The organism is Herbidospora mongoliensis, assembly GCF_001570545.1.
In the GTDB taxonomy this organism is placed as follows: Bacteria; Actinomycetota; Actinomycetes; order Streptosporangiales; family Streptosporangiaceae; genus Herbidospora; species Herbidospora mongoliensis.
This window is the reverse complement of the sequence record NZ_BBXD01000008.1, coordinates 616,004-637,290: the sequence shown is the minus strand read 5'-3', so window position 1 is coordinate 637,290 and position 21,287 is coordinate 616,004. Positions and strand designations below refer to the sequence as shown.

20 protein-coding genes and 1 pseudogene are annotated in these 21,287 nt (G+C 67.7%); 11 read left to right on the top strand and 10 right to left on the bottom strand.

All coding sequences use genetic code 11. The features are described 5' to 3' along the window. Nucleotides 1–35: 35 nt before the first annotated feature. The 3 genes from proC to AW272_RS03175 all read right to left on the bottom strand — a co-directional run bounded on the left by proC (nucleotide 36) and on the right by AW272_RS03175 (nucleotide 2,376). On the bottom strand, nucleotides 36–836 hold the full coding sequence (gene proC, locus AW272_RS03185) for a pyrroline-5-carboxylate reductase (protein WP_066360882.1): 801 nt from the start codon (nucleotides 834–836) through the stop codon (nucleotides 36–38). Nucleotides 837–845: 9 nt separating this feature from the next. Beyond that, nucleotides 846–1,580: an ABC transporter permease gene (locus tag AW272_RS03180; protein WP_066360881.1), complete on the bottom strand. Its 735-nt coding sequence runs from the start codon at nucleotides 1,578–1,580 to the stop codon at nucleotides 846–848. Between the two features lie 67 nt (nucleotides 1,581–1,647). Beyond that, nucleotides 1,648–2,376, bottom strand: a complete 729-nt coding sequence (locus tag AW272_RS03175; protein WP_218010769.1) for an ABC transporter ATP-binding protein — start codon at nucleotides 2,374–2,376, stop codon at nucleotides 1,648–1,650. 79 nt (nucleotides 2,377–2,455) lie between these two features. On the opposite strand from AW272_RS03175, the gene AW272_RS03170 reads away from it, so the two are divergent. From AW272_RS03170 to AW272_RS03135, 8 genes and pseudogenes are all read left to right on the top strand, one after another. Next, on the top strand, nucleotides 2,456–2,884 hold the full coding sequence (locus tag AW272_RS03170; RefSeq protein ID WP_245657171.1) for a hypothetical protein: 429 nt from the start codon (nucleotides 2,456–2,458) through the stop codon (nucleotides 2,882–2,884). Beyond that, nucleotides 2,881–3,249, top strand: a complete 369-nt coding sequence (locus AW272_RS03165; protein ID WP_083957898.1) for a hypothetical protein — start codon at nucleotides 2,881–2,883, stop codon at nucleotides 3,247–3,249. The genes AW272_RS03170 and AW272_RS03165 overlap by 4 nt, the downstream gene beginning before the upstream one ends. A 162-nt stretch (nucleotides 3,250–3,411) precedes the next feature. Beyond that, nucleotides 3,412–5,286, top strand: a complete 1,875-nt coding sequence (dnaK, locus tag AW272_RS03160; protein ID WP_066360878.1) for a molecular chaperone DnaK — start codon at nucleotides 3,412–3,414, stop codon at nucleotides 5,284–5,286. Next, the gene (grpE, locus tag AW272_RS03155) at nucleotides 5,283–5,882 is read left to right on the top strand and encodes a nucleotide exchange factor GrpE (protein WP_066360876.1); all 600 of its coding nucleotides are present in this window, start codon (nucleotides 5,283–5,285) and stop codon (nucleotides 5,880–5,882) included. The genes dnaK and grpE overlap by 4 nt, the downstream gene beginning before the upstream one ends. 91 nt (nucleotides 5,883–5,973) lie before the next feature. After that, nucleotides 5,974–7,146: a molecular chaperone DnaJ gene (gene dnaJ, locus AW272_RS03150; RefSeq protein WP_066360874.1), complete on the top strand. Its 1,173-nt coding sequence runs from the start codon at nucleotides 5,974–5,976 to the stop codon at nucleotides 7,144–7,146. 3 nt (nucleotides 7,147–7,149) lie between these two features. Next, nucleotides 7,150–7,408 (top strand): annotated as a pseudogene (locus AW272_RS03145) (heat shock protein transcriptional repressor HspR); the annotation flags it as partial. Nucleotides 7,409–7,513: 105 nt separating this feature from the next. Further along, nucleotides 7,514–10,093 (top strand): ATP-dependent chaperone ClpB, encoded by a 2,580-nt coding sequence (gene clpB / locus AW272_RS03140; protein ID WP_066360872.1) that lies wholly within the window; start codon nucleotides 7,514–7,516, stop codon nucleotides 10,091–10,093. Between the two features lie 99 nt (nucleotides 10,094–10,192). Continuing rightward, nucleotides 10,193–10,894: a hypothetical protein gene (locus AW272_RS03135; RefSeq protein WP_066360870.1), complete on the top strand. Its 702-nt coding sequence runs from the start codon at nucleotides 10,193–10,195 to the stop codon at nucleotides 10,892–10,894. Between the two features lie 168 nt (nucleotides 10,895–11,062). Here the strand turns inward: AW272_RS03135 and AW272_RS03130 are convergent, their stop codons facing one another. Further along, nucleotides 11,063–11,593 (bottom strand): tetratricopeptide repeat protein, encoded by a 531-nt coding sequence (locus tag AW272_RS03130; protein WP_245657170.1) that lies wholly within the window; start codon nucleotides 11,591–11,593, stop codon nucleotides 11,063–11,065. Between the two features lie 158 nt (nucleotides 11,594–11,751). On the opposite strand from AW272_RS03130, the gene AW272_RS03125 reads away from it, so the two are divergent. Further along, nucleotides 11,752–12,150, top strand: a complete 399-nt coding sequence (locus tag AW272_RS03125; protein ID WP_066360868.1) for a hypothetical protein — start codon at nucleotides 11,752–11,754, stop codon at nucleotides 12,148–12,150. Here AW272_RS03125 and AW272_RS03120 read toward each other — a convergent pair. From AW272_RS03120 to AW272_RS03110, 3 genes are read right to left on the bottom strand one after another with little or no spacing between them, the layout of a single operon-like run. Then, complete coding sequence (locus AW272_RS03120; RefSeq protein ID WP_066360866.1) at nucleotides 12,101–12,796, bottom strand: TetR/AcrR family transcriptional regulator; 696 nt, start codon at nucleotides 12,794–12,796, stop codon at nucleotides 12,101–12,103. The genes AW272_RS03125 and AW272_RS03120 overlap by 50 nt on opposite strands. 22 nt (nucleotides 12,797–12,818) lie before the next feature. Continuing rightward, the gene (locus AW272_RS03115) at nucleotides 12,819–14,114 is read right to left on the bottom strand and encodes a DUF2252 domain-containing protein (protein WP_066360865.1); all 1,296 of its coding nucleotides are present in this window, start codon (nucleotides 14,112–14,114) and stop codon (nucleotides 12,819–12,821) included. 55 nt (nucleotides 14,115–14,169) lie between these two features. Beyond that, nucleotides 14,170–15,240, bottom strand: coding sequence for a CapA family protein (locus AW272_RS03110; protein WP_083957894.1), 1,071 nt, complete (start codon nucleotides 15,238–15,240; stop codon nucleotides 14,170–14,172). A gap of 150 nt (nucleotides 15,241–15,390) precedes the next feature. Between AW272_RS03110 and AW272_RS03105 the strand changes: the two genes are divergently transcribed. Next, complete coding sequence (locus AW272_RS03105) at nucleotides 15,391–16,839, top strand: catalase (protein WP_066360863.1); 1,449 nt, start codon at nucleotides 15,391–15,393, stop codon at nucleotides 16,837–16,839. A 64-nt stretch (nucleotides 16,840–16,903) separates the two neighbouring features. On the opposite strand, the gene AW272_RS03100 is transcribed toward AW272_RS03105, so the two are convergent. The 3 genes from AW272_RS03100 to AW272_RS03095 form a co-directional block, all read right to left on the bottom strand. Continuing rightward, entirely contained in the window at nucleotides 16,904–17,104 is a 201-nt protein-coding gene (locus AW272_RS03100) for a DUF397 domain-containing protein (protein ID WP_369408712.1), read from the bottom strand. Nucleotides 17,105–17,230: 126 nt separating this feature from the next. Then, the gene (locus AW272_RS40280) at nucleotides 17,231–17,419 is read right to left on the bottom strand and encodes a DUF397 domain-containing protein (RefSeq protein WP_439649132.1); all 189 of its coding nucleotides are present in this window, start codon (nucleotides 17,417–17,419) and stop codon (nucleotides 17,231–17,233) included. A gap of 2 nt (nucleotides 17,420–17,421) precedes the next feature. Continuing rightward, the gene (locus AW272_RS03095; protein WP_066360862.1) at nucleotides 17,422–18,324 is read right to left on the bottom strand and encodes a helix-turn-helix domain-containing protein; all 903 of its coding nucleotides are present in this window, start codon (nucleotides 18,322–18,324) and stop codon (nucleotides 17,422–17,424) included. Nucleotides 18,325–19,064: 740 nt separating this feature from the next. Here AW272_RS03095 and AW272_RS03085 point away from each other — a divergent pair. Beyond that, nucleotides 19,065–21,281 (top strand): molybdopterin-dependent oxidoreductase, encoded by a 2,217-nt coding sequence (locus AW272_RS03085; RefSeq protein ID WP_066360859.1) that lies wholly within the window; start codon nucleotides 19,065–19,067, stop codon nucleotides 21,279–21,281. The last annotated feature ends 6 nt before the right edge of the window (nucleotides 21,282–21,287 follow it).

The following is a 21,287-nucleotide window of genomic DNA, read 5'->3' as shown; positions in this document are numbered from 1 at the left end:
TTAAGTTCTTTTCGCCTGGTCACAGGCGGTGACGGCTACTTGTTCGTGCTGCCGAGCTCGCGGCTGCGGTCGCGGGCCGCCTCGATGGCGTCCAGGAAGGCCGCCCGCACGCGGTGGCGCTCCAGCTCGGCGATGGCCGCGATGGTGGTCCCGCCCGGGGAGGTGACCGCCTCGCGGAGGATCACCGGGTGCTCCCCCGAGTCGCGCAGCATGATCGCCGCGCCCACGATCGACTGCGTGACCATGTCGAGCGCCGCCTTCCTCGGCATGCCGAGCAGGATGCCGGCGTCGACCATGGCCTCGACCAGGTAGAAGAAGTAGGCGGGGCCCGAGCCGCTCAGCGCGGTCGCGCCGTCTTGCTGGGACTCGGGGATGCGCAGCACCTTGCCGACCGGCTGGAGCAGGTCTTCGGTCAGCTTGAGGTGCTCCTCGGTGGCGTGTGCCCCGGCGGAGATGACACTCATCGCCTCGTCGACCAGCACCGGTGTGTTCGACATGACCCGGACGACCGGGATCGGGCCGCCCAACCGGGCCTGCACGAAGTCGGTGGTGATGCCCGCCGCGACCGAGATGACCAGTTTGCCGGCCGGCATCACGGGGGCGATCTCCCGGAGGAGCGCCCCCATGTCCTGGGGCTTCACCGCCAGGATCAGCGCGTCGGCCTGCTCGGCCGCCTCGACGTTGCTGACGACCCTGACGCCGTAGGTGTCGGTGAGCGCCTTGGCCCGGTCGGGCCGGCGGGTGGTGACCATGATCTGGTCAGCCGCCCGTCCTGCCCGGACCAGGCCGGAGAGCAGCGCCTCACCCATCTTGCCGGTGCCCAGGATCGCGATCATTCCGGCAGTTTAGGGGGTACGCCGACGCAGCGTCGCGGCCCCCAGGATCAGCGCCAGCACCACCGATCCGGCCACCACCGCGATGTCCCGCCAGAAGTCGAAGCCCAGGTCGCCGCTAACCACGGCCAGCTTCATGGCCTCCAGCGAGTAGGACATCGGCAGCACGTTGGAGATCCACTCCAGGACGGTGGCCATCTGGTCGCGCGGCACGATGATGCCGCCGAGGAGGAGCTGGGGGAACATCACCAGCGGCATGAACTGCACCGCCTGGAACTCCGAGCGGGCGAACGCGCTGCAGAACAGCCCGAGCGCGGTGCCCAGCAGCGAGTTGAGCAGGGCGACCAGGACCAGCGCCCAGAGCTCGCCCCGCAGGTCGAGGCCCAGCCAGGTCAGCGAGACGGTGAGCGCCAGCGCCACCTGGAGGACGGCGGCGGCGCCGAAGGCGAGGCCGTACCCGAGGAGAAGGTCGAGCTGGGCGAGCGGGGAGGCCATCAGCCGCTCCAGCGTGCCCGAGGTGCGCTCGCGGAGCGTGGCGATCGAGGTGACCAGGAACATCACCAGGAACGGGAAGATCGACAACAGCACGGGGGCCCACTGGGCGAAGACCAGCTCGTTGTCGATCACGTAGTAGAGAAGGATCATGATCAAGGTCGGCACTAAGACCAGAAGGGCGACCGTGCGACGGTCGTTGCGAAGCTGACCGCCGATGCGGCGTGCCGTGGCCAGGGTGATGGTGGCGCTCATGCCGTCCGCCTCTGTGCGACGTCGTTGCGGAGCCGGCCCATGATCCGGCACGAGGTGGCGACCGCGCTCATGCCGCTTGCCTCTCTTCGATGAGGCGCAGGAAGGCCTGCTCCAGATCCACGGTGTCGGTCCGGGCCCGCAGGCCCGCGGGGCTGTCGTCGGCGAGGATGTCGCCGTCGCGCAGGATGACCAGACGCTGGCAGCGGGCCGCCTCGTCCATGACGTGGCTGGAGACCAGGATCGTGACGCCCCGGTCGGCCAGGCCCTGGAACAGCTCCCACAGCTCCTTGCGCAGCACCGGGTCGAGCCCGACCGTCGGCTCGTCGAGGGTGAGGAGCCGCGGCGAGCCGAGCAGCGAGACCGCCAGGCTGGCCCGGCTGAGCTGGCCGCCCGACAGGGTGCCGCCGAGCTGGTGGGCGGCGCCTTCCAGGCCCACTTCGGCGAGGACCCGGGCGGGGTCGGTCTTCGGCGCGCCGAGCACGGCGGCGAAGTAGCGCAGGTTCTCCAGCACCGACAGGTCGCGGTAGATCGCCGGGTTCTGGGTGGAGTATCCGATCAGCCGGCGCAGCTCCGGTGACCCGGCCGGACGCCCCAGCACGCTCACCTCGCCCCCGGCGACGATCTGAACGCCCACGATCGCCCGGATCAGCGTGGTCTTGCCGCAGCCGCTCGGCCCGAGCAGCCCGGTGATCTGCCCCTTCGGCACCTCGAACGACAGCCCGTGGAGCACCTCGCGGGCCCCTCGGACGACCCGCAGCCCGGTGACGGCTATCGCGGGTTCCTCAAAACTCATCATGCGATGAAATTAGACCCCGGGGGCATACCAGAGTCAACGGGTTGATGAACCCCTTCGAAGTGACACCCGTCATACGGGCATGAGAAGGATCTGGCTCGTCACCGCGGTCATGCTCACGGCCGTGGCCTGCGGAAAGGGAGAAGCCGTGGACAGCGGTTCGCCGATCGGTCCCGACCAGCCCGCCGCCCCGCCGGCCTCGGCCATGCCGAGCCCCGGGCCGTCGCTGGTGCAGCCCAAGGGCGGGACGGTGGAACCCCGGAAGGTGCCCTGGACCCGCGCCACCCCCGCCGGTGACGGCGTGATGATTTCCTGGAGTTCGGGGGTCGAGCCCTGCTACACCCTCGACCGCGTGGATGTGAAGGAAGCCGAGACGGAAGTCACGGTGACCCTCTGGGAGGGCACCACCGACCCCGAGGCGGTGTGCATCCAGATCGCGATCGAGAAGGAGACGTTCGTCAAGCTGGCCAAACCCCTGGCCGGCCGTGAAGTCCTGGATGGTGCCAAGTGAGACTGTTAGTCGTCGCCGCGGCCGTCGCCGCCCTGCTCGTCCCGGCCGCCCCCGCGCAGGCCGCCGCCCCCGGGCCGAAGGTGGTCAAGGTCCAGAAGGGCGCGCTGTCGCCGAAGAAGGTGCGCTGGCTGACCGCCAAACCCCACATGCGCGGGGTGCGCGTCGTGTGGTGGTCGGGGGTCGAGCCGTGCACCGTGCTCACCAAGGTCGTGGTCAAGGAGACGAAGAAAACGGTCCGGATCACCCTGTACGACGGCTCGGTCAAGGACGCCGGTATGTGCGTGGCCATGGCGATCAAGAAGGCCACGTACGTGCGGCTCAAGAACCCGGTCGGGAAGAGGGTGATCCTCGACGGGTCCCGGTAACCCCTAAGGGTCGAATCAGGGATATCTAGGGAACATTCCGCTCGTGCTGAGAGTTGAGCCCACTAGACTCAAGACCGTTGACAGGACAGCGTTTGACAAGCGCTTCCGCACTCACCGAATATTGAGTTACATCGACTCAACTTTGACTACAAGGACGTACTCATGGCACGTGCGGTAGGTATCGACCTGGGGACGACCAACTCCGTCGTCTCGATCCTCGAAGGTGGTGAGCCCACCGTTATCGCCAACGCGCAGGGCTCCCGCACCACCCCGTCGGTGGTGGCCTTCGCGAAGAACGGAGAGGTCCTCGTCGGCGAGGTCGCCAAGCGACAGGCCGTGACCAACGTCGACCGGACCATCCGCTCGGTCAAGCGTGAGATCGGCACCAACTGGTCTGTGGAGATCGACGGCAAGAAGTTCACTCCGCAGCAGATCAGCGCCTTCGTCCTCCAGAAGCTGAAGCAGGACGCCGAGGCCTACCTGGGCGAGAAGATCACCGACGCGGTGATCACCGTCCCGGCCTACTTCAACGACGCCCAGCGCCAGGCCACCAAGGAGGCCGGCACGATCGCGGGCCTCAACGTGCTCCGCATCATCAACGAGCCGACCTCCGCGGCCCTGGCCTACGGCCTCGACAAGGACAAGGACCAGACCATCCTGGTCTTCGACCTCGGCGGCGGCACCTTCGACGTGTCCCTGCTCGACGTCGGTCAGGAAGACGGCCACAGCTTCGTCGAGGTGAAGGCCACCTCCGGTGACAACCACCTGGGCGGCGACGACTGGGACCAGCGCGTCGTCGACGAGCTCGTCACCCGGTTCAAGAACGCCCACGGGGTCGACCTGTCCAAGGACAAGATGGCCCTCCAGCGTCTCCGCGAGGCGGCCGAGAAGGCCAAGATCGAGCTCTCGGCGCAGACCGAGACCACGATCAACCTCCCCTACATCACCGCCTCCGCCGAGGGCCCTCTCCACCTCGAGGAGAAGCTGACCCGCTCGGAGTTCCAGCGCATCACGGCCGACCTGCTCGACCGCTGCAAGGGCCCGTTCCACCAGGTCATCAAGGACGCCGGCATCAAGGTCTCCGACATCGCCCACGTGGTGCTCGTCGGCGGCTCGACCCGCATGCCCGCCGTGACCGAGCTGGTCAAGGAGCTCACCGGCGGCCAGGAGCCCAACAAGGGCGTCAACCCCGACGAGGTCGTGGCCATCGGCGCCGCGCTCCAGGCCGGTGTGCTCAAGGGTGAGGTCAAGGACGTCCTGCTGCTCGACGTGACCCCGCTCTCGCTGGGCATCGAGACCAAGGGCGGCATCTTCACCAAGATCATCGAGCGCAACACGACGATTCCGACCAAGCGCTCCGAGGTCTTCACGACGGCGGAAGACAACCAGCCGTCCGTGCAGATCCAGGTCTACCAGGGCGAGCGCGAGATCGCCTCGCGCAACAAGAAGCTGGCGACCTTCGAGCTCACCGGCATCGCCCCGGCCCCGCGCGGCATCCCGCAGATCGAGGTCACCTTCGACATCGACGCCAACGGCATCGTCAACGTCGGCGCGAAGGACCTGGGCACCGGGAAGGAGCAGTCGATGACCATCACCGGCGGTTCCTCCCTGGGCAAGGACGACATCGACCGCATGGTCCGCGAGGCCGAGTCCTACGCCGAGGAAGACAAGCAGCGTCGCGACGAGGCCGAGGTCCGCAACAACGCCGACTCGCTGGCCTACCAGACCGACAAGTTCCTCCGCGAGAACGACGACAAGGTCCCGGCCGACATCAAGGCCGAGGTCACCGAGGCGCTGGCCGAGCTGAAGAAGGAGCTCGAGGGCACCGACGTCGCGGCCATCCGGGCCTCCGCCGACAAGCTCGCGACCGTCAGCCAGAAGATGGGCACGGCGATCTACGCCAACTCCCAGGGCCAGTCCGGCGAAGGCGCTCCCGGCGCCACCGACCAGGACGGCGACACGGCCAAGGGCGACGACGACGTCGTCGAGGCCGAGATCGTCGACGACGAGCCGAAGCGGGAGGGCGGCGCCAAGTGACCCCGCGTGAGAACGGTTCCGAGCAGGAGCCGGTGATCCGCGACAACCGCAAGATCGACCCCGAGACGCTGGCGGCACGCGAAACCGCGCCCGCGCCCGACGAGACCGTGGCCGACGCCTCCGCCCTGGGCGGAGCGGCCGCGGAGCTCCTCGCCGAGCGCACCGCCGACCTGCAGCGCCTCCAAGCGGAGTTCTCGAACTACCGCAAGCGGGTCGAGCGCGACCGGATCACCGTTCGTGAACAGGCCGTCGCCGGTGTGATCAACGAGCTGCTGCCGGTGCTCGACGACATCGGCCGGGCGCGCGACCACGGGGAGCTCACCGGTGGTTTCGCCAAGGTGAGCGAGTCGCTCGAATCGGCTGTCGGCAAGCTGGGCCTGACGACGTACGGCTCGAAGGGCGACCCCTTCGACCCGACGATCCACGAGGCCCTGATGCACAGTTACTCGGCAGACGTCGCCGAGGCGACCTGTGTCGAGATCCTGCAGCCCGGTTACCGTCTCGGCGAGCGCGTCCTGCGTCCCGCGCGGGTCGCGGTGGCCGAGCCGGAGTCCGGTGGTGGCGACGTCCTCGACGACGAGCCCACCGGCGCCTGATTCTCTGAGGGATTCTCTGAGGGAGCCCCCTCCCGCGACAGCGGGAGGGGCACCCATCACATATGTGTATTTCACGCGGAGGAAGCGCTAGATGAGCACCAAGGACTACCTGGAGAAGGACTACTACGGCGTCCTCGGTGTGCCCAAGACCGCGACTCCCGAAGAGATCAAAAAGGCGTACCGCAAACTGGCGCGCCAGTACCACCCCGATGCGAACAAGGGCGACAAGGGGACCGAGGAGAAGTTCAAGGCGGTCTCCGAGGCCTACGACACCCTCAGCGACACCAAGCGCCGCAAGGAGTACGACGAGGCCAGGAGCCTGTTCGGCGGCGGCCTCGGCGGTTACAACCGTGGCCAGCGCCCCGGCGCCGGTCAGCAGGGTTTCGACTTCGGCGACCTGTTCGGCGGCACCACCAACCAGGCGGGCGACCGCATCGGCGACCTGTTCGGCGGCCTGTTCAACCGTGGCGGCGGCCCGAAGGCCAACACCACCGGCCGGGCCCGCCGTGGCCAGGACATCGAGTCCGAGGTCACCCTGTCGTTCGCCGAGTCGATCGACGGCGCGACCGTCTCGCTCCGGCTGACCAGTTCCTCGGCCTGCCCGGCCTGTTCCGGCACGGGCGCCAAGGCCGGCACCACGCCCCGGGTCTGCCCGACCTGTGACGGCACCGGTGCGGCCAGCCGCAACCTGGGCAACTTCGCCTTCTCCGAGCCCTGCCGCGACTGCCGGGGCCGGGGCCTGCTGGTCGACGACCCGTGCCCGGTCTGCGAGGGCAGCGGCCGTGGCCGCAGCACCCGCACCATCCAGGCCCGCATCCCGGCGGGCGTCAGCGACGGCGGCCGGGTCAAGCTGAAGGCCAAGGGCGCCCCCGGCGAGAACGGCGGCCCCGCGGGCGACCTCTACGTGCTCGTGCACGTCCAGCCCCACCCCGTCTTCGGCCGCAGCGGCGAGAACCTGACGATCACCGTCCCGGTGACCTTCCCCGAGGCCGCGCTGGGCGCGGAGATCAGAGTTCCGGTCCTGCGCGGCATGCCGGTCACGCTCCGCATCCCCGAGGGCACTCCCAACGGCCGCACCTTCCGGGTGCGCGGCCGGGGCGCCCCCCGCAAAGACGGCACCAAGGGCGACATGCTGGCGACCGTCCAGGTGGCGGTGCCCGAACACCTCGACGAGAAGGCACGGGCCGCGCTGGAGCAGTTCCGCGACGCGACCGACGGCCACGACCTGCGCGAAGAACTGATCAAGCAGGCCAGAAGCGAGTAGCGGATGGACGCCAATTTCTTCGACCTGTCCGACGAGACGCCCGTTTATGTGATCTCCGTGGCGGCCCAGCTCTCGGGCCTCCACCCGCAAACACTCCGTCAGTACGACCGCCTGGGCCTGGTCAGCCCCGGTCGCACCGCCGGCCGGGGCCGCCTCTACTCGACCCGCGACATCGTGCTCCTGCGCGAGGTCCAGCGGCTGTCGCAGGAAGAGGGCATCAACCTGGCAGGCATCAAACGCATCCTCGAACTCGAGACAGAGAACCTCCGGCTCCGCGACGAGATCAACCGCGTCGCCGGCGAACTCCGCCTCATCCGAGCCGTCGTCCGCTACGAGTTGCCGCCTTCATAGATCGGGGGGTCATCTTATGGATTACAAGCTGACGCAGAAGAGCCAGGAAGCGCTTGCGGGGGCGGTGCGCCGGGCGGCTGCCGAGGGGCACCCCGAGGTGGGGCCGGCCCATCTCCTGACCACGTTGCTGGCTCAGGGCGGCGGCACCGCCGTCCCGCTGCTCGAAGCCGTGGGGGCCGACTGGAAGGGCCTGCGGACGCGGGCCGAAACCCTGCTGGCGGCGCTGCCCAAGGCGCAGGGCGCCACGGTGAGCGCGCCGTCGACCTCCCGCCAGTTGCTGACCGTGCTGCACACCGCCGCCCAGCGGGCCGCGCAGCTCGAAGACGACTATGTCTCCACCGAACACCTGCTGGTAGGGCTGGCCACCGACGGCGGGCCGGTCGCCGACCTGCTAAAGGCCCAGGGCGCGACCGCGCAGACGTTGCTTGATGCGTTCGAGAAGGTGCGCGGCCACACGCGCGTCACCAGCGAGAACCCCGAGGACACCTACCGGTCGCTGGAGAAGTACGGCGTCGACCTGACCGAGCGGGCCCGCCACGGCAAGCTCGACCCGGTCATCGGGCGTGACTCCGAGATCCGCCGGGTCGTGCAGGTGCTCTCCCGGCGGACCAAGAACAACCCGGTCCTCATCGGGGAGCCCGGCGTCGGCAAGACCGCCGTGGTCGAGGGCCTGGCCCAGCGGGTGGTCGCGGGCGACGTACCGGAGAGCCTGCGGAACAAGCGGCTCGTGGCGCTCGACCTGGGCGCGATGGTCGCCGGGGCCAAATACCGGGGCGAGTTCGAAGAGCGTCTGAAGGCCGTGCTCAACGAGATCAAGGAGAGCGACGGCCAGGTCATCACGTTCATCGACGAGCTGCACACGATGGTCGGCGCGGGCGCCGCCGAAGGCGCGATGGACGCGGGCAACATGCTCAAGCCCATGCTGGCCCGGGGCGAGCTGCGCATGATCGGCGCGACCACGCTCGACGAATACCGCGAGCGCATCGAGAAGGACCCGGCGCTGGAGCGCCGTTTCCAGCAGGTGTACGTGGGTGAGCCCACCGTCGACGACACGATCGCGATCCTGCGTGGCCTGAAGGGCCGCTACGAGGCCCACCACCAGGTCCAGATCGCCGACGGCGCCCTGGTGGCCGCCGCGACCCTGTCCGACCGCTACATCACCGCCCGGTTCCTGCCCGACAAGGCCATCGACCTCGTCGACGAGGCGGCCTCCCGGCTCCGCATGGAGATCGACTCGCGGCCGGTGCAGATCGACGAACTGCAGCGCATCGTCGACCGGCTCAAGATGGAGGAGCTGGCCCTGGCCAAGGAGACCGACGAGGCGAGCGTGGCCCGCCTCGAACGCCTCCGCGAAGAACTGGCCAACCGCCAGGAGGAGCTCAACGGCCTGGTCGGCCGCTGGGAGGCCGAGAAGGCCGGCCTCAACCGCGTCGGCGACCTGAAGAAGAGCCTCGACGAGACCCGCAGCCAGGCCGAACGCGCCCAGCGCGACGGCGACTTCGAAGAGGCCGCCAAGCTCATGTACGGCGAGGTGCCCCGCCTGGAGAAGGAGCTGGCCGACGCGATCCAGGCCTCCCAGCGCGAGCAGACCATGGTCAAGGAGGAGGTCGGCCCCGACGACATCGCCGAGGTCATCTCCGCCTGGACGGGCATCCCGTCGGGCCGCCTGCTCGAGGGCGAGACGGCCAAGCTGCTGCGCATGGAAGACGAGCTCGGCAGGCGCCTGATCGGCCAGAAGGCCGCCGTCCAGGCCGTCAGCGACGCCGTCAGGCGGGCGCGGGCGGGCGTGGCCGACCCCGACCGGCCGACCGGCTCGTTCCTGTTCCTCGGCCCGACCGGCGTCGGCAAGACCGAGCTGGCCAAGGCGCTGGCCGACTTCCTGTTCGACGACGAGCGGGCGATGACCCGCATCGACATGAGCGAATACGGCGAGAAGCACAGCGTGGCCCGCCTGGTCGGCGCTCCTCCCGGCTACATCGGCTACGAGGAGGGCGGCCAGCTCACCGAGGCCGTGCGGCGCCGTCCTTACGGGGTCGTGCTGCTGGACGAGGTCGAGAAGGCCCATCCCGAGGTCTTCGACATCCTGCTCCAGGTGCTCGACGACGGCCGGCTGACCGACGGCCAGGGCCGGACCGTCGACTTCCGGAACACGATCCTGATCCTGACGTCCAACATCGGTTCGCAGTTCCTGGTCGACCCGGCGCTGGAGCCGGGCGCCAAGCGCGACGCGGTGCTGGCGGCGGTGCGCAAATCGTTCAAGCCCGAGTTTCTCAACCGGCTCGACGACGTGATCATCTTCGACGCGCTCGGGTCCGAGGAGCTCGCGCAGATCGTCGACCTCCAGGTCCTCCACCTGGCCAAGCGGCTGGCCGACCGGCGGCTGACGCTGACGGTCACCCCGGCGGCCCGCGAGTGGCTGACGCTGACGGGATACGACCCGCTCTACGGAGCCCGGCCGCTGCGCCGCCTGGTGCAGTCGGCCATCGGCGACAAACTGGCCCGCGCGCTGCTGTCCGGGGAGATCCGCGACGGCGACGAGGTGGTCGTCGACCTCGACGAGGCCGGCGACACGCTGAGCGTCCGGCCCGGCGTGTAATCACTTCTCCACGACTGGGACAAGCGCCTCCCGGCTGCGAAAACCCCGCTGCTACGTTCGGCACTCACCGAACTACCGCAAGCGAACAGGGGGACGTCGATGTCGTCGACATCACGTAGCATCCGGGGGCGACTCGTCGCCCTGGCGGTCGTCACCGCCGGGGTGAGCTGGTTGTCCGCCGCCGGCCACCAGGCGCATGCCGACGACGGTCTGTGCGTGACCGGTTACCGCGCCGCCGCCAAGACCGGCGCGGTCGCCGCGTCGGTCGTGAAGGGCACCGCCGACGTCGCGAAGGCCGCGGGGGCGGCCGGGCAGACGGTCCGCGACCTGACCCGCACGGGCGGTTCCGCGGCGATCACCATGGCCCAGGCCGGTCGTCTGGCCGGGGTGCCGTGCGGTCGGGTGGCCCCCGGTGACGAGGTGTCCCGGACGGTCCAGCGGGCCGCCGCCCTGCTCGGCCTGGGGGGCCTGGCACGGACCGACGGGGTGCTCGGCATCGCGTCGGGGTCGGCGCTGCCGGGGATGCCCAACGTGATTCCCGACCTGTCCGTGCTGCCCGACCTGCCGGGGGTGCCGCCGGTTCCCCAGGTGTCCAGGATGCTGCCGAAGGTGCCGAAGGTCGGCGTCCTGCCCGGCGGGATCACTGATTCGGTGGGCGGGGTCGTCGACGGCGTCCAGCCCCGCAAGGCTCCCGCGAAGAGCGGTCCCGCCGCTCGGAGCGGCGGCGGCCTGGGAGGCGCCGACCTGGCCGGTATCACCGGGCTCGCCGGGAACCTCCTCGGCGGCGCTCTCCTTAACTGATCTTCTTCCCCGTATTTCCCTATCGCCTCCGGCCAACGCTCCCAAAGCGTGCGGGCCGTTGATATATGCCTTTTGGCAAAAGAACGGGCCGCGAGTGTTCTTTCTCGCGGCCCGGCTTCTCAGTCACACAGCAGGTCGCGGGTGTTCTCACCCGCGACCTGTTCTGTTTTACGACGCCAGGGCGTCGAGGTCGTCTTCCGGAAGGCCCAGGTCTATGCGGATGCGGTAGCGCGTGCGCAAAAGCGATTCGCGGATCGAGTTTCCCGGGGGGCACGCCGTGACGCCCTCGGTGGCCCATTCGTGGGCTCCCGCCAGGTCTCCGTACGCCGCCAGGGTCTCCGCCACGTTCAGCACGGTCGCCGGGGAGCACGGCGCGGCGCGCAGCGTCTCGATCATCTCGCGGGCCTCTTCCGGCCGATCGAGCTCGAACAGGGTGTCGGCGATGCCGGCCCTCGGGTCGACGTTGACGTCGCCCTCGTCGTCTTCGGCCGCCTGCTGGTAGCGGTCGAGGGCCGCGTCGGGCTGGCCCGCCTGACGCCACTCCTCGGCCGCCAGAGCCAGGATGTAGGCCCGGGAGACCTCCCCTGATTCGTACCCCTGTGCCAGCTCGTCGAGGCGCCTCGCGAGGGCACCGTGGTCGTCGGACAGCAGGGTCTGTTCGAGCAGACGATCAAGCTGCTCCCGCGTCACATGTGCCACAGGGATGAGGCTATCGAGAGCGGCGGGTCTTTGCCCGGACAACCGCAGGCATTCCTCTGGCAACGATTCGCACCGATTCACCTACAGAGCGTGTGTCGTTCCAGCTCAAGGGCATATTTGACGGGACCTGAGCTCCATATGGAGGTGACGGGACTGCGATGGGCGTTGGAAAGCAGACGACCTTCACAGTGGCCTGCGCGCTCATGGCAGCGGCAATTCTGCCCGGTTTGGCGGGTTATGTCGCAGCGCGTTTCGAGGCCCACGACCAAGCTGTCAGAGAAGTGCTCCGCCTGCGGGCGCAATTGCAGGACATCCGAACGGCCCGGGGCGCCGACATGCGCACCCTCGAACTGCGCGACGCCGAGTTGCGCGCCGCGCAGGTTCGCTACCAAACGGCTCAACGACAACCGTGCAAGCCCCAGCTGGAACGCATCACCCTGGTCGTGCCGCGCACGCCGACGCCGGTTTCTGTGAGGCAGGTTCACAGCGCGGCCGTCGAGGCGATCATCAGGAGCCAGATCGAGCGGCAGGCGTGGGCCGGCCGGCCGGCCCGTTGAAGTCGCGTAGCTGGCGGGACAGATAGCTGCGTACCAGCGTCTTGGCCTCCGCGATGATCTCGGGGTCACCGTCGGGGTGACGCCGGAAGGCGAGTTTCATCACGGCGTCGCCGGCCTCGACGGCCACCACCACGGCGGTGTCGAGACGTTCGCTGTCGGCCATCCCGAACTCCTTCAGCAGGAGCCCGCGCAGGCGGCCGGCGATGACGGTGTTGTTGTCGCTGCCCGCGTCGAGCAGGTTGAGGTCGACCGCGTCGCCGAACCGGAGCGACTTGAAACCCGGGACCGAGCGATGCATCTCGACGTACTCGTCGATGATCGCGTCGACCGCGTCCCACCATCCGGCGTATTCCTCGCGGATGAAGCGGCGGCCCACCCGGCCCACGAACAGCTCGACGTTTCGCCTGGTCAGAGCCTGGCTGATGGCTCGTTTGTCGGGGAAGAACTGGTAGACCGAGCCGATCGCCACGTCGGCGCGCTCGGCGATCCTGGTCGTCGACAGGCCGTCGTAACCGAGCTCGTCCAGCAGCTCCGCGCAGGCGTCGAGCATCCGCTCGACCCGGCGCGCGCTGCGGCGCTGCGTCGGCTGACGGCGTAGAGAGGAGTTTCCGGCATCGTCACAGTAGTCAAGGGGCTGGCTGGACACTCTCCCTATCTTGCCCGGAGAACTACAGACCGCGGAATCGGCCGTTACGGAACAGATCCACGAAAAGCTGATGGTCTTGGCGAGCGCGGGCGCCGTAGCGGTGGGCGAAGTCGACGAGCAGGGCGGTGAACTCGGCGTGCTTGTCGCCGATCGCCGCGACGATCGCCTCCTCGGTGGAGAAGTCGACCAGGTCGTGGCTCGACTCGTCGTCGGCGACCGAGTGCATGCGGGCGACCGCGCGGCCCAGGTCGGTGATCACCGAGGCGATCTCGGCGGGCTCGTTGACGTCGCTCCAGTCGAGGTCGGCCGAGTAGGGCGAGACCTCGGCGACGAGCTGGCCGACGCCCTTGAGGCTGGCGTATCCGAGCCAGGAGTCGGCGTAGGCCTGGAGAGCGCGCTGCGACTCGGCGGTGCGGTGGCCCTGGTGCTTGAAGTAGCCGTGCACCTTCTCGTCGTCGATGTAGCGGGCGACCGCGGGGACCTGGGCCTGCTTCATGTACAGGATGACGTCGTTCTCCAGCGCCTGCGTGTGCCCTTCGAGCAGCAGGTTGTACGACGGCAGCCCCGCCGACCCGATGCCGATGCCCTGACGGAGGGCGATGTCCTTGACGACGTGTTCGAGCGGGTTGAGCGGCTGCGGCAGCGTGGCCAGGTAGCCCTCGTAGGCCGCCAGCACGGCGTCGCGGGTCTCGTCGTCGACCGCGTGGCGGTTCTCGGCGATCGTGAACCGGCGCTCGTAGTTCTCGATCGTGGTCTCCCCGTCGAGCAGCGAGACCCGCGTGTTCAACCGCGCGGTCTGCAGCACCCGGTGGAGCACCCCGGTGGTCGTCTCGAGCGTGAGCGACCCGATGGCGTCGTCGCCGCCGTGCGCGATCGCGCCGAGTTCGTGCAGGTAGGAGCCGGCGAACTCGCTCACCAGGTCGGTGATGACGTCGTCGGACAGCGCCTTGGCGTAACCGATGAGCGCGACGCTCGCCACGAACCGCTTCAGGTCCCAGATGTACGGCCCGACATACGCCTCGTCGAAGTCGTTCACGTTGAAGACGAGGCGGCCGGAGGAGTTCATGTAGGTGCCGAAGTTCTCGGCGTGCAGGTCGCCGTGGATCCAGACGCGGCGGGTCAGGTCGTCGAGGAACCCGTCGTCGGCCAGTTCGCCCGAGAGGTCGGCGTAGAACAGGCAGGCGCTGCCCCGGTAGAAGGCGAACGGCGAGGCCGCCATCTTGCGGAACTTCGCCCGGAACGCTCCCGGCTCACGGCCGATGGAGTCGCCGAACTCGCCCATCAGGACGTCGAGAATGAACTGGGACCGCTGCGTCATGAGAAGACGCTAGTGCTGGTGGGGCTTACTGCGCCATGACCAGGCCCTTAACAATTCACGGCTTGGCCGAAAGCCCGGAACACTCCCGCAGCGACCGCCAGTAGGCGATCTCCTGCCGTCCCGCCGACCCGGTGACCTGCACCGGCACCCCGCCGTTGATGCGCGCGGGTGTCCAGGTGTCCTTCATCACCTTGCGGCCGTTGATCGTCAGGGTCAGCACGCCGGTACGACCGGTGTCCGGGCCCCAGTTGTAGAAGACGAAGTTGCCCAGGCCGTAGCTGATGTAGGCGTTGTCCAGGTAGCCGGCGCCGAGCAGGATGTGCGCGTGCCCGCCGACCACGACGTCGGCGCCCGCCTCGACCAGCTTGGGGGCCAGGGAGAGCTGCGCCTCGTTGGGGCACTTCTGCAGCTCGGTCCCCCAGTGCAGGTGGACGATCACGGTGTCGTTGTTCTTCCTGGCGTTCCTGACCGCCTGGAGCAGGCGCTCCTCCTCCTTGGCGGAGGCGAGGCCGCCCTGGCCGCCGGTGGCCGTCCAGGCGGAGATGAACTCGGCGTCGAGGACCTGGGTCGCGCCGATGATCGCGACCTTGTTGCCGTTCACGACCTTTCTCCAGGGCTTGTACGCCTCGGTCGCGTTGCGCCCGATCCCGACCACGGGGAACCTGGCCTTCTTGATGGCGGCGAGAGAGTCGTCCAGGCCACTCTGCATGTAGTCCATGCCGTGGTTGTTGGCCATCGACACGACGTCGACCCCGGCGGCCTTCAGCGCGGTGAACGCGGTGGCCGGGGCGCGGAAGGTGAACTGCTTGCCCGGCGCGGGGGTGCCCGCCTCGGTGATGGCGGTCTCCAGGTTGACCATCGCGAGATCGGCCTTCGACAGCACCTTGGCGATCGGCCCGAGCGCGGTCTTGGGGTTGGTGTTCAGCCGCGTCCGCAGCATCCCCTCGAAGTGGACGTCACCGCCGAACGCGATGGTGAACGGCTTCTTGACCGGTTTGGGAGACGCGCTAGCCCGTGCGGGCGCCTGCTCGGGCGCTTTGACGCGCTCGACGCCGGGATCGTCCACGGCGGCGGCACATCCGACACTTAGGACAGCTACGGCGAACATCGCAATTGCACGTCTCACGGGTCAGAGCATGCCATCTCATGAAGGTTCGCGCCTTATAGAGACTCTTGCCGGTCAAACCAGGTCAACCCCTTTACTTGAGTCATTCAAGTTAAGAGTCGTACGGTGGGGAGAGTGGTGGTAGACCAGACCGCTTCTGGAGGACACCCCATGACTGACAGGCCTCGTACGACGACGGATTCCGGCACCCCGGCTCCGAGCGACGAGTTTTCGCTCTCCGCCGGCCCGAACGGCCCGCTTCTGCTGCAGGACCACTACCTGATCCAGAAAATGGCCCAGTTCAACCGGGAGAGGGTGCCCGAGCGCGTCGTCCACGCGAAGGGCGGCGGCGCCCACGGGTTCATGGAGATCACCGAGGACGTCAGCCAGTTCACCAAGGCCGGGCTGTTCCAGAAGGGCGCCCGGACCGATCTGTTCCTGCGCTTCTCGACGGTCGCCGGTGAGCTCGGCAGCGCCGACACCCAGCGCGACCCGCGCGGATTCGCGATCAAGTTCTACACGGACGAGGGCAATTACGACCTCGTCGGCAACAACACCCCGATCTTCTTCGTCCGGGACCCGTCGAAGTTCCAGGACTTCATCCACAGCCAGAAGCGCCGCGCCGACAACCACATGCGCGACCACAACATGCAGTGGGACTTCTGGACCCTGTCCCCCGAGTCGGCCCACCAGGTGACGTTCCTGATGAGCGACCGGGGCACCCCGGCGTCGTGGCGGCACATGCACGGCTTCGGCTCGCACACATTCCTCTGGTACAACGCGGCCGGCGAGAAGTTCTGGATCAAATACCACCTGCGCACCGAACAGGGCATCAAGAACTTCACCGACGCCGAGGCGAACGCGATGATCGGCATGGACGCCGACTTCCACATCCGCGACCTCTACGACGCCATCAAGCGCGGCGACCACCCGTCATGGACGGTGAACGTCCAGGTCATGCCGTTCGAGGAGGCGGCCGACTACCGCTTCAACCCGTTCGACCTGACGAAGGTCTGGCCGCACGGCGACTACCCGGAGATCACCATCGGCCGGTTCACCCTGAACCGGAACCCTGCGAACTACTTCGCCGAAGTGGAACAGGCGGGCTTCGAGCCGTCGAACTTCGTGCCGGGAATCGGGCCTTCGCCCGACAAGATGCTCCAGGGGCGGCTGTTCTCCTACCCGGACACCCACCGGTACCGGATCGGGCCCAACTACCAGCAGCTGCCGATCAACGCGCCTCGCGTTCCCGTCCACAGCTACAACAAGGACGGCGCGATGCGGTACGCGAACATGCCCGACCCGGTGTACGCGCCCAACAGCATGAACGGCCCCGCCGCGCTGAACGACCTCTACGCGGACGACACCTACGAGGTGACGGGCGAGATCATGCGGAGCGCGTACCAGCCGCATGCCGAGGACGACGACTTCGTGCAGCCCCGGGCGCTGTGGGAGAACGTGCTGAGTGACGAGGACAGGGCGAACCTGAAGGACAACATCGTCGGGCACGCGTCGGCGCCGGAGATGACTCCTGACGTGCAGAAGCGCGTGGTGGAGTACTGGACCAACGTGCACAAGGACCTCGGCCAGGGCGTGGCCCGGGGTCTCGGCATCGACTAACCAGGACAAGGTTACGGCCCGCGCCCTCCCCACCGAGGATGCGGGCCGTTCGGTCTCTTCCCCTTTAGTCGAACTCGCCGTCCTTCATCCCATGGGAGAAGGCGGCCCACTCGGCGCCAGTGAAGATCAGAACAGGCCCATCCGGGTCCCGGCTGTTGCGGAGCGCGAACAAACTACCTGCGAGTCGAGCCACTTCAACACAGTTGCCCTGGTTGCTGTATCGGCTCTTCTGCCAGACGGCATCGGACATGTCGACACTCGACACGGCCCACCCCTTTTCGTCTTGGTCACACTAAGGATGACGATAGGGAGCCAAAGGCCTCAATGTCCCAAAACGTGAGGCTTAGGGTCCGATTGGAGGCTCGAAGCCTCAATCGGACCCCGCGTCACGTTAGATGTCGAATTCCCCATCCTTCACTCCGCCGACAAAGGCGCGCCATTCAGCAGGTGTAAAGACGAGGGCGGGGCCGGTCTGGTTCTTACTGTCCCGGACTCCTACCTGGCCACCGTCGAGTTGAGCTACCTCGACACAGTTGCCCTGAGCACTCCAGGAGCTTTTCTTCCAGACCGCACCGCTCATGTTCATTGACTGGCCGACTCTTTCTCCTGGTCAAGGCATGCTGCGGCCTGCCATGACCTCAGGTGCTCATTGATAAGGTGCCGCGAGGATCCCTCATCGAGCGCCACCCCCATCAAATGATCGAACACCCGTTCGTAATAATAGACTTGCTGAACGTCACTTAGGTACCTCGACCCCTCAAGAACCTCAAGGTAAACAGTGTCGGGAAAGTCATCGAATTTGAAGTGGACGAACGGCGCGGAGTTCACCGGTGAAGGCGTCATTCGCGAGATGACCCTGATCTCAATGTGCCCGAGTTCAGAGATCTTGAGCAGATGTTGGAGCTGCCTGGACATGACATCCGGAGCTGCCACCCGACGCCCGAGAGTGCCCTCGTCGAGCACGGCCAGCAGCTGAAGCGGATCCTTGCTGAACAAGTGCATCTGCTGCCGACGCATCCGCACCTCCAGACGATCGCGCTGCCACGTGGGCGGAATCTGCACGATCGGCTGCATGGTGTTCTCCATGAGAGCCCGCGCATAGTCCTCGATCTGCAACAGACCAGGGATCACCTGCGGTTCCCAGTTACGCAATGTGGTGGCTTCCGCCTCAAGGCCGACAAACACGCCGAAACCCTGGTCCAGGGAATCGCCGTACTTCTCCCACCAGCCCTTTTGGACGGCGTCGTGGCGGAGCTTGCGCGCGCCTTGGTGGGTTGCTTCATCCACCTTGTAGAGATCGGCCAAGATGGAGATGTCGTCCTCGCTGGGAAGCGTTTTGGCGGTCTCGATGCGACTCACCTTTGCGGCGGACCAGCCCACGCGGGCCGCCGCTTGCTCTCCGGTCATACCGGTGGATTCACGAAGGTTGCGTAACAGCTGACCAAGTCGGCGTCGGCGAGGGCTGGCACTTTCGTTGTCAGCCATCCCGGTCTCCCGCCATCGAGGTCGAGCAGGACTGGGGGCGATCATCTGGAAAGCCCAACCCCGCATCCTAGTGCAATTTGCAGGCTTCCTTGCAGTGTATGCTTCAGGAATTTTTTCGCCACGTCTTGCCGACAATTATCTTCTGATGGAACATCGGGATAGAAAGCTTCACAGAAGATCGCTAACCGGACACTCAGCGCCTATGCGACCTTCCGGCAAGGAAAAAAGGCCGGGCCGAAGGCTGCCACCTACGACCCGACCCGAGAGCTCCACTCGAAGCCACCGATAAGGAGTCTCCAATGCTGCCCTTCCACCGTACCAACGCACTCTTGCTATGCAAGGCCCGACTCATACTGCTCCGTGATGGAGCCGATCGGCGGCTGTGCTCAGCGCAGGATCGTTGGGCCTACGAGCTGGAGTGGACCACCACACGCAAAGGCTTCGGGAGCCGTGTCTACCGCGACCCCCGTTTCGACGTCGTCCGTGTCGTCGAGGAGGCCGCTCGGCTCGTCCTGGCGGGAGCGGCCTGACCGTTATGAGACAGATTCCAAGCGCGAGCCACGACCGGCCGGCGGCCGTTCGCGTCTCGCTTTGAGCTGGGTCGTGCCCACCGGGCGCCGGGCATGGCTCAGGGGGAGGCCCGGACGGTCCGCGGGGGCGTCTGGGCGTGGTGGAAGTCCTAGAATTTTATTCCGTTCTGGGGCTTCCGCCCCCTCCTGTTCACGGCGCACGATGAAATCATGACGACCGTCCACCGAACCTGTCCGCTCTGCGAGGCCGTCTGCGGTCTCACGCTCACCCTCGACGGAACACACGTCACGAAGGTGACCGGCGATCGGGACGACCCGTTCAGCAAGGGCTACATCTGCCCGAAGGGCGCCTCGCTCGGGCGGCTCGACGAAGACCCCGACCGGCTCTCCGCACCATTGGTTCGCGAGGGTGACCAGTGGCGCGAGGTGAGCTGGCCGGAGGCCTTCGCAGCCGTCGAAAAGGGCCTGAAGGCCATCTCGGGACCCGAGCGGGCGATCTATCTGGGGAACCCCAGCGCCCACAGCATGGCCGGCGCCCTCTACGGCGGGCCGCTGGTCAGGGCGCTGGGGACCCGCAACGTCTTCTCCGCGAGCACGGCCGACCAGATGCCGAAACACGTCGCCTCGGGGCTGATGTTCGGCCACCCGATGACCATCGCGGTGCCCGACCTCGATCGCACCGACTTCCTGCTCATGCTGGGCGCCAACCCGCTGGAGTCGAACGGGTCGCTCTGCACCGCGCCCGACTTCCCCGGCCGACTCAAGGCGTTGCAGAAGCGCGGCGGCACGTTCATCGTGGTCGACCCCCGCAGGACCCGTACCGCCGAACTGGCCGACGAGCACGTCTTCATCAGGCCGGGCACCGACGCGTTCCTGCTGGCGGGCATCGCGCACACGCTCTTCGCCGAGGACCTCGTCTCCATCGGACTGCCCGTCGAGGGGCTCGCCGAGGTCGAGGCGGTCGTCAAGGACTTCCCGCCGCACGTGGTTGAGGCCGCCTGCGGCGTCCCCGCAGAGGTCTCTGTACGACTTGCGCGCGCCCTCGCAGCCGCCCCCAGCGCCGCCGTCTACGGCCGCATCGGCACCTGCACCGCCGAGTTCGGCACGGTGACCCAGTGGCTGGTCGACGTCCTGAACGTGCTCACGGGCAACCTCGACCGCCCGGGTGGGGCCATGTTCGCGACGCCGGCGACGGAGGGGCCGCGCAGGCGCAAGCCGTACAGGACCGGAAGATGGGCCAGCCGGGTACGCGGCCTGAAAGAGACCAACGGCGAGCTCCCCGTCGCGACCCTGGCGGACGAGATCGAGACCCCCGGCGAGGGGCGCATCAGGGCCCTGGTGACCGTGGCCGGGAACCCGGCCAGCTCGGCGCCGAACGCGGCGAAGCTCGCGAAGGCGCTGGAGCGGCTCGATTTCATGGTCAGCGTCGACATCTACCTCAACGAGACGACGCGGCACGCGAACGTCATCCTGCCCCCACCGAGACTCCTCGCCACCGGCCACTACGACTTCGCCCTGCTCAATTTCGCGGTGCGCAACTACGCCCGCTACTCCCCGCCGATCATCGACACGCCAGACATCGAAACACCGAGTGCTGAAGCGTCGGGTGCCGCAGTGTCGGCCACCGAAGGACCGGGCACCGAACGACCGGCCTCGCCGACCACGGGGAACAGGCCGTCGGAGTCGGAGATCCTGGCACGCCTGGCGATGATCGCCTCCGGTTACGGCGCCGACGCCGACCCGGCCGCGCTCGACGAGATGATCATCGGTCAGCTCGTCGGCGACCACGATCCCGCCGAGCTCGACGGGGACGACGAAGCGGAGAAGCGCCTCGACGCCATGCTCAGGCTGGGGCCGTACGGGAAATGGAACGGCGGTGACCTCACGCTGCGCAAACTCCGTGACGAGCACCCCCACGGCCTGGACCTGGGGCCGCTCCAGTCGCGCCTCCCCGAGATCCTCACCACCGCCTCGGGCAAGGTCGAGCTCGCCCCGCCGGAGATCATCGAGGATGTGGAGAGGCTCAGGGCCAGGCTCGACGAGGCCCATCCGGAGTTCGTGCTCATCGGCCGGCGCCATCTGAGATCGAACAACTCGTGGCTGCACAACATCGGGCCGCTCGTCGGCGGCACGAACCGCTGCACCCTCCAGATCAACCCCGCCGACGTCGACCGGCTCGGGCTCGGGGAGCACGCCCTCATCCAGTCGGCCGCCGGAGAGCTGACCGTCGTCCTCGAGCCGACCGACAAGATCATGCCGGGCGTGGTGAGCCTTCCGCACGGCTGGGGGCACGACGGAGTGAGGCAACGGGTGGCGTCCGGAAACGCCGGAGTGAACGTCAACGTGCTCACGGATGAAAAAATCATCGATCCGCTGTCCGGGAATGCCGTGTTCAACGGTGTTCCGGTGATCCTGTGCCGCGTTTGATCACCA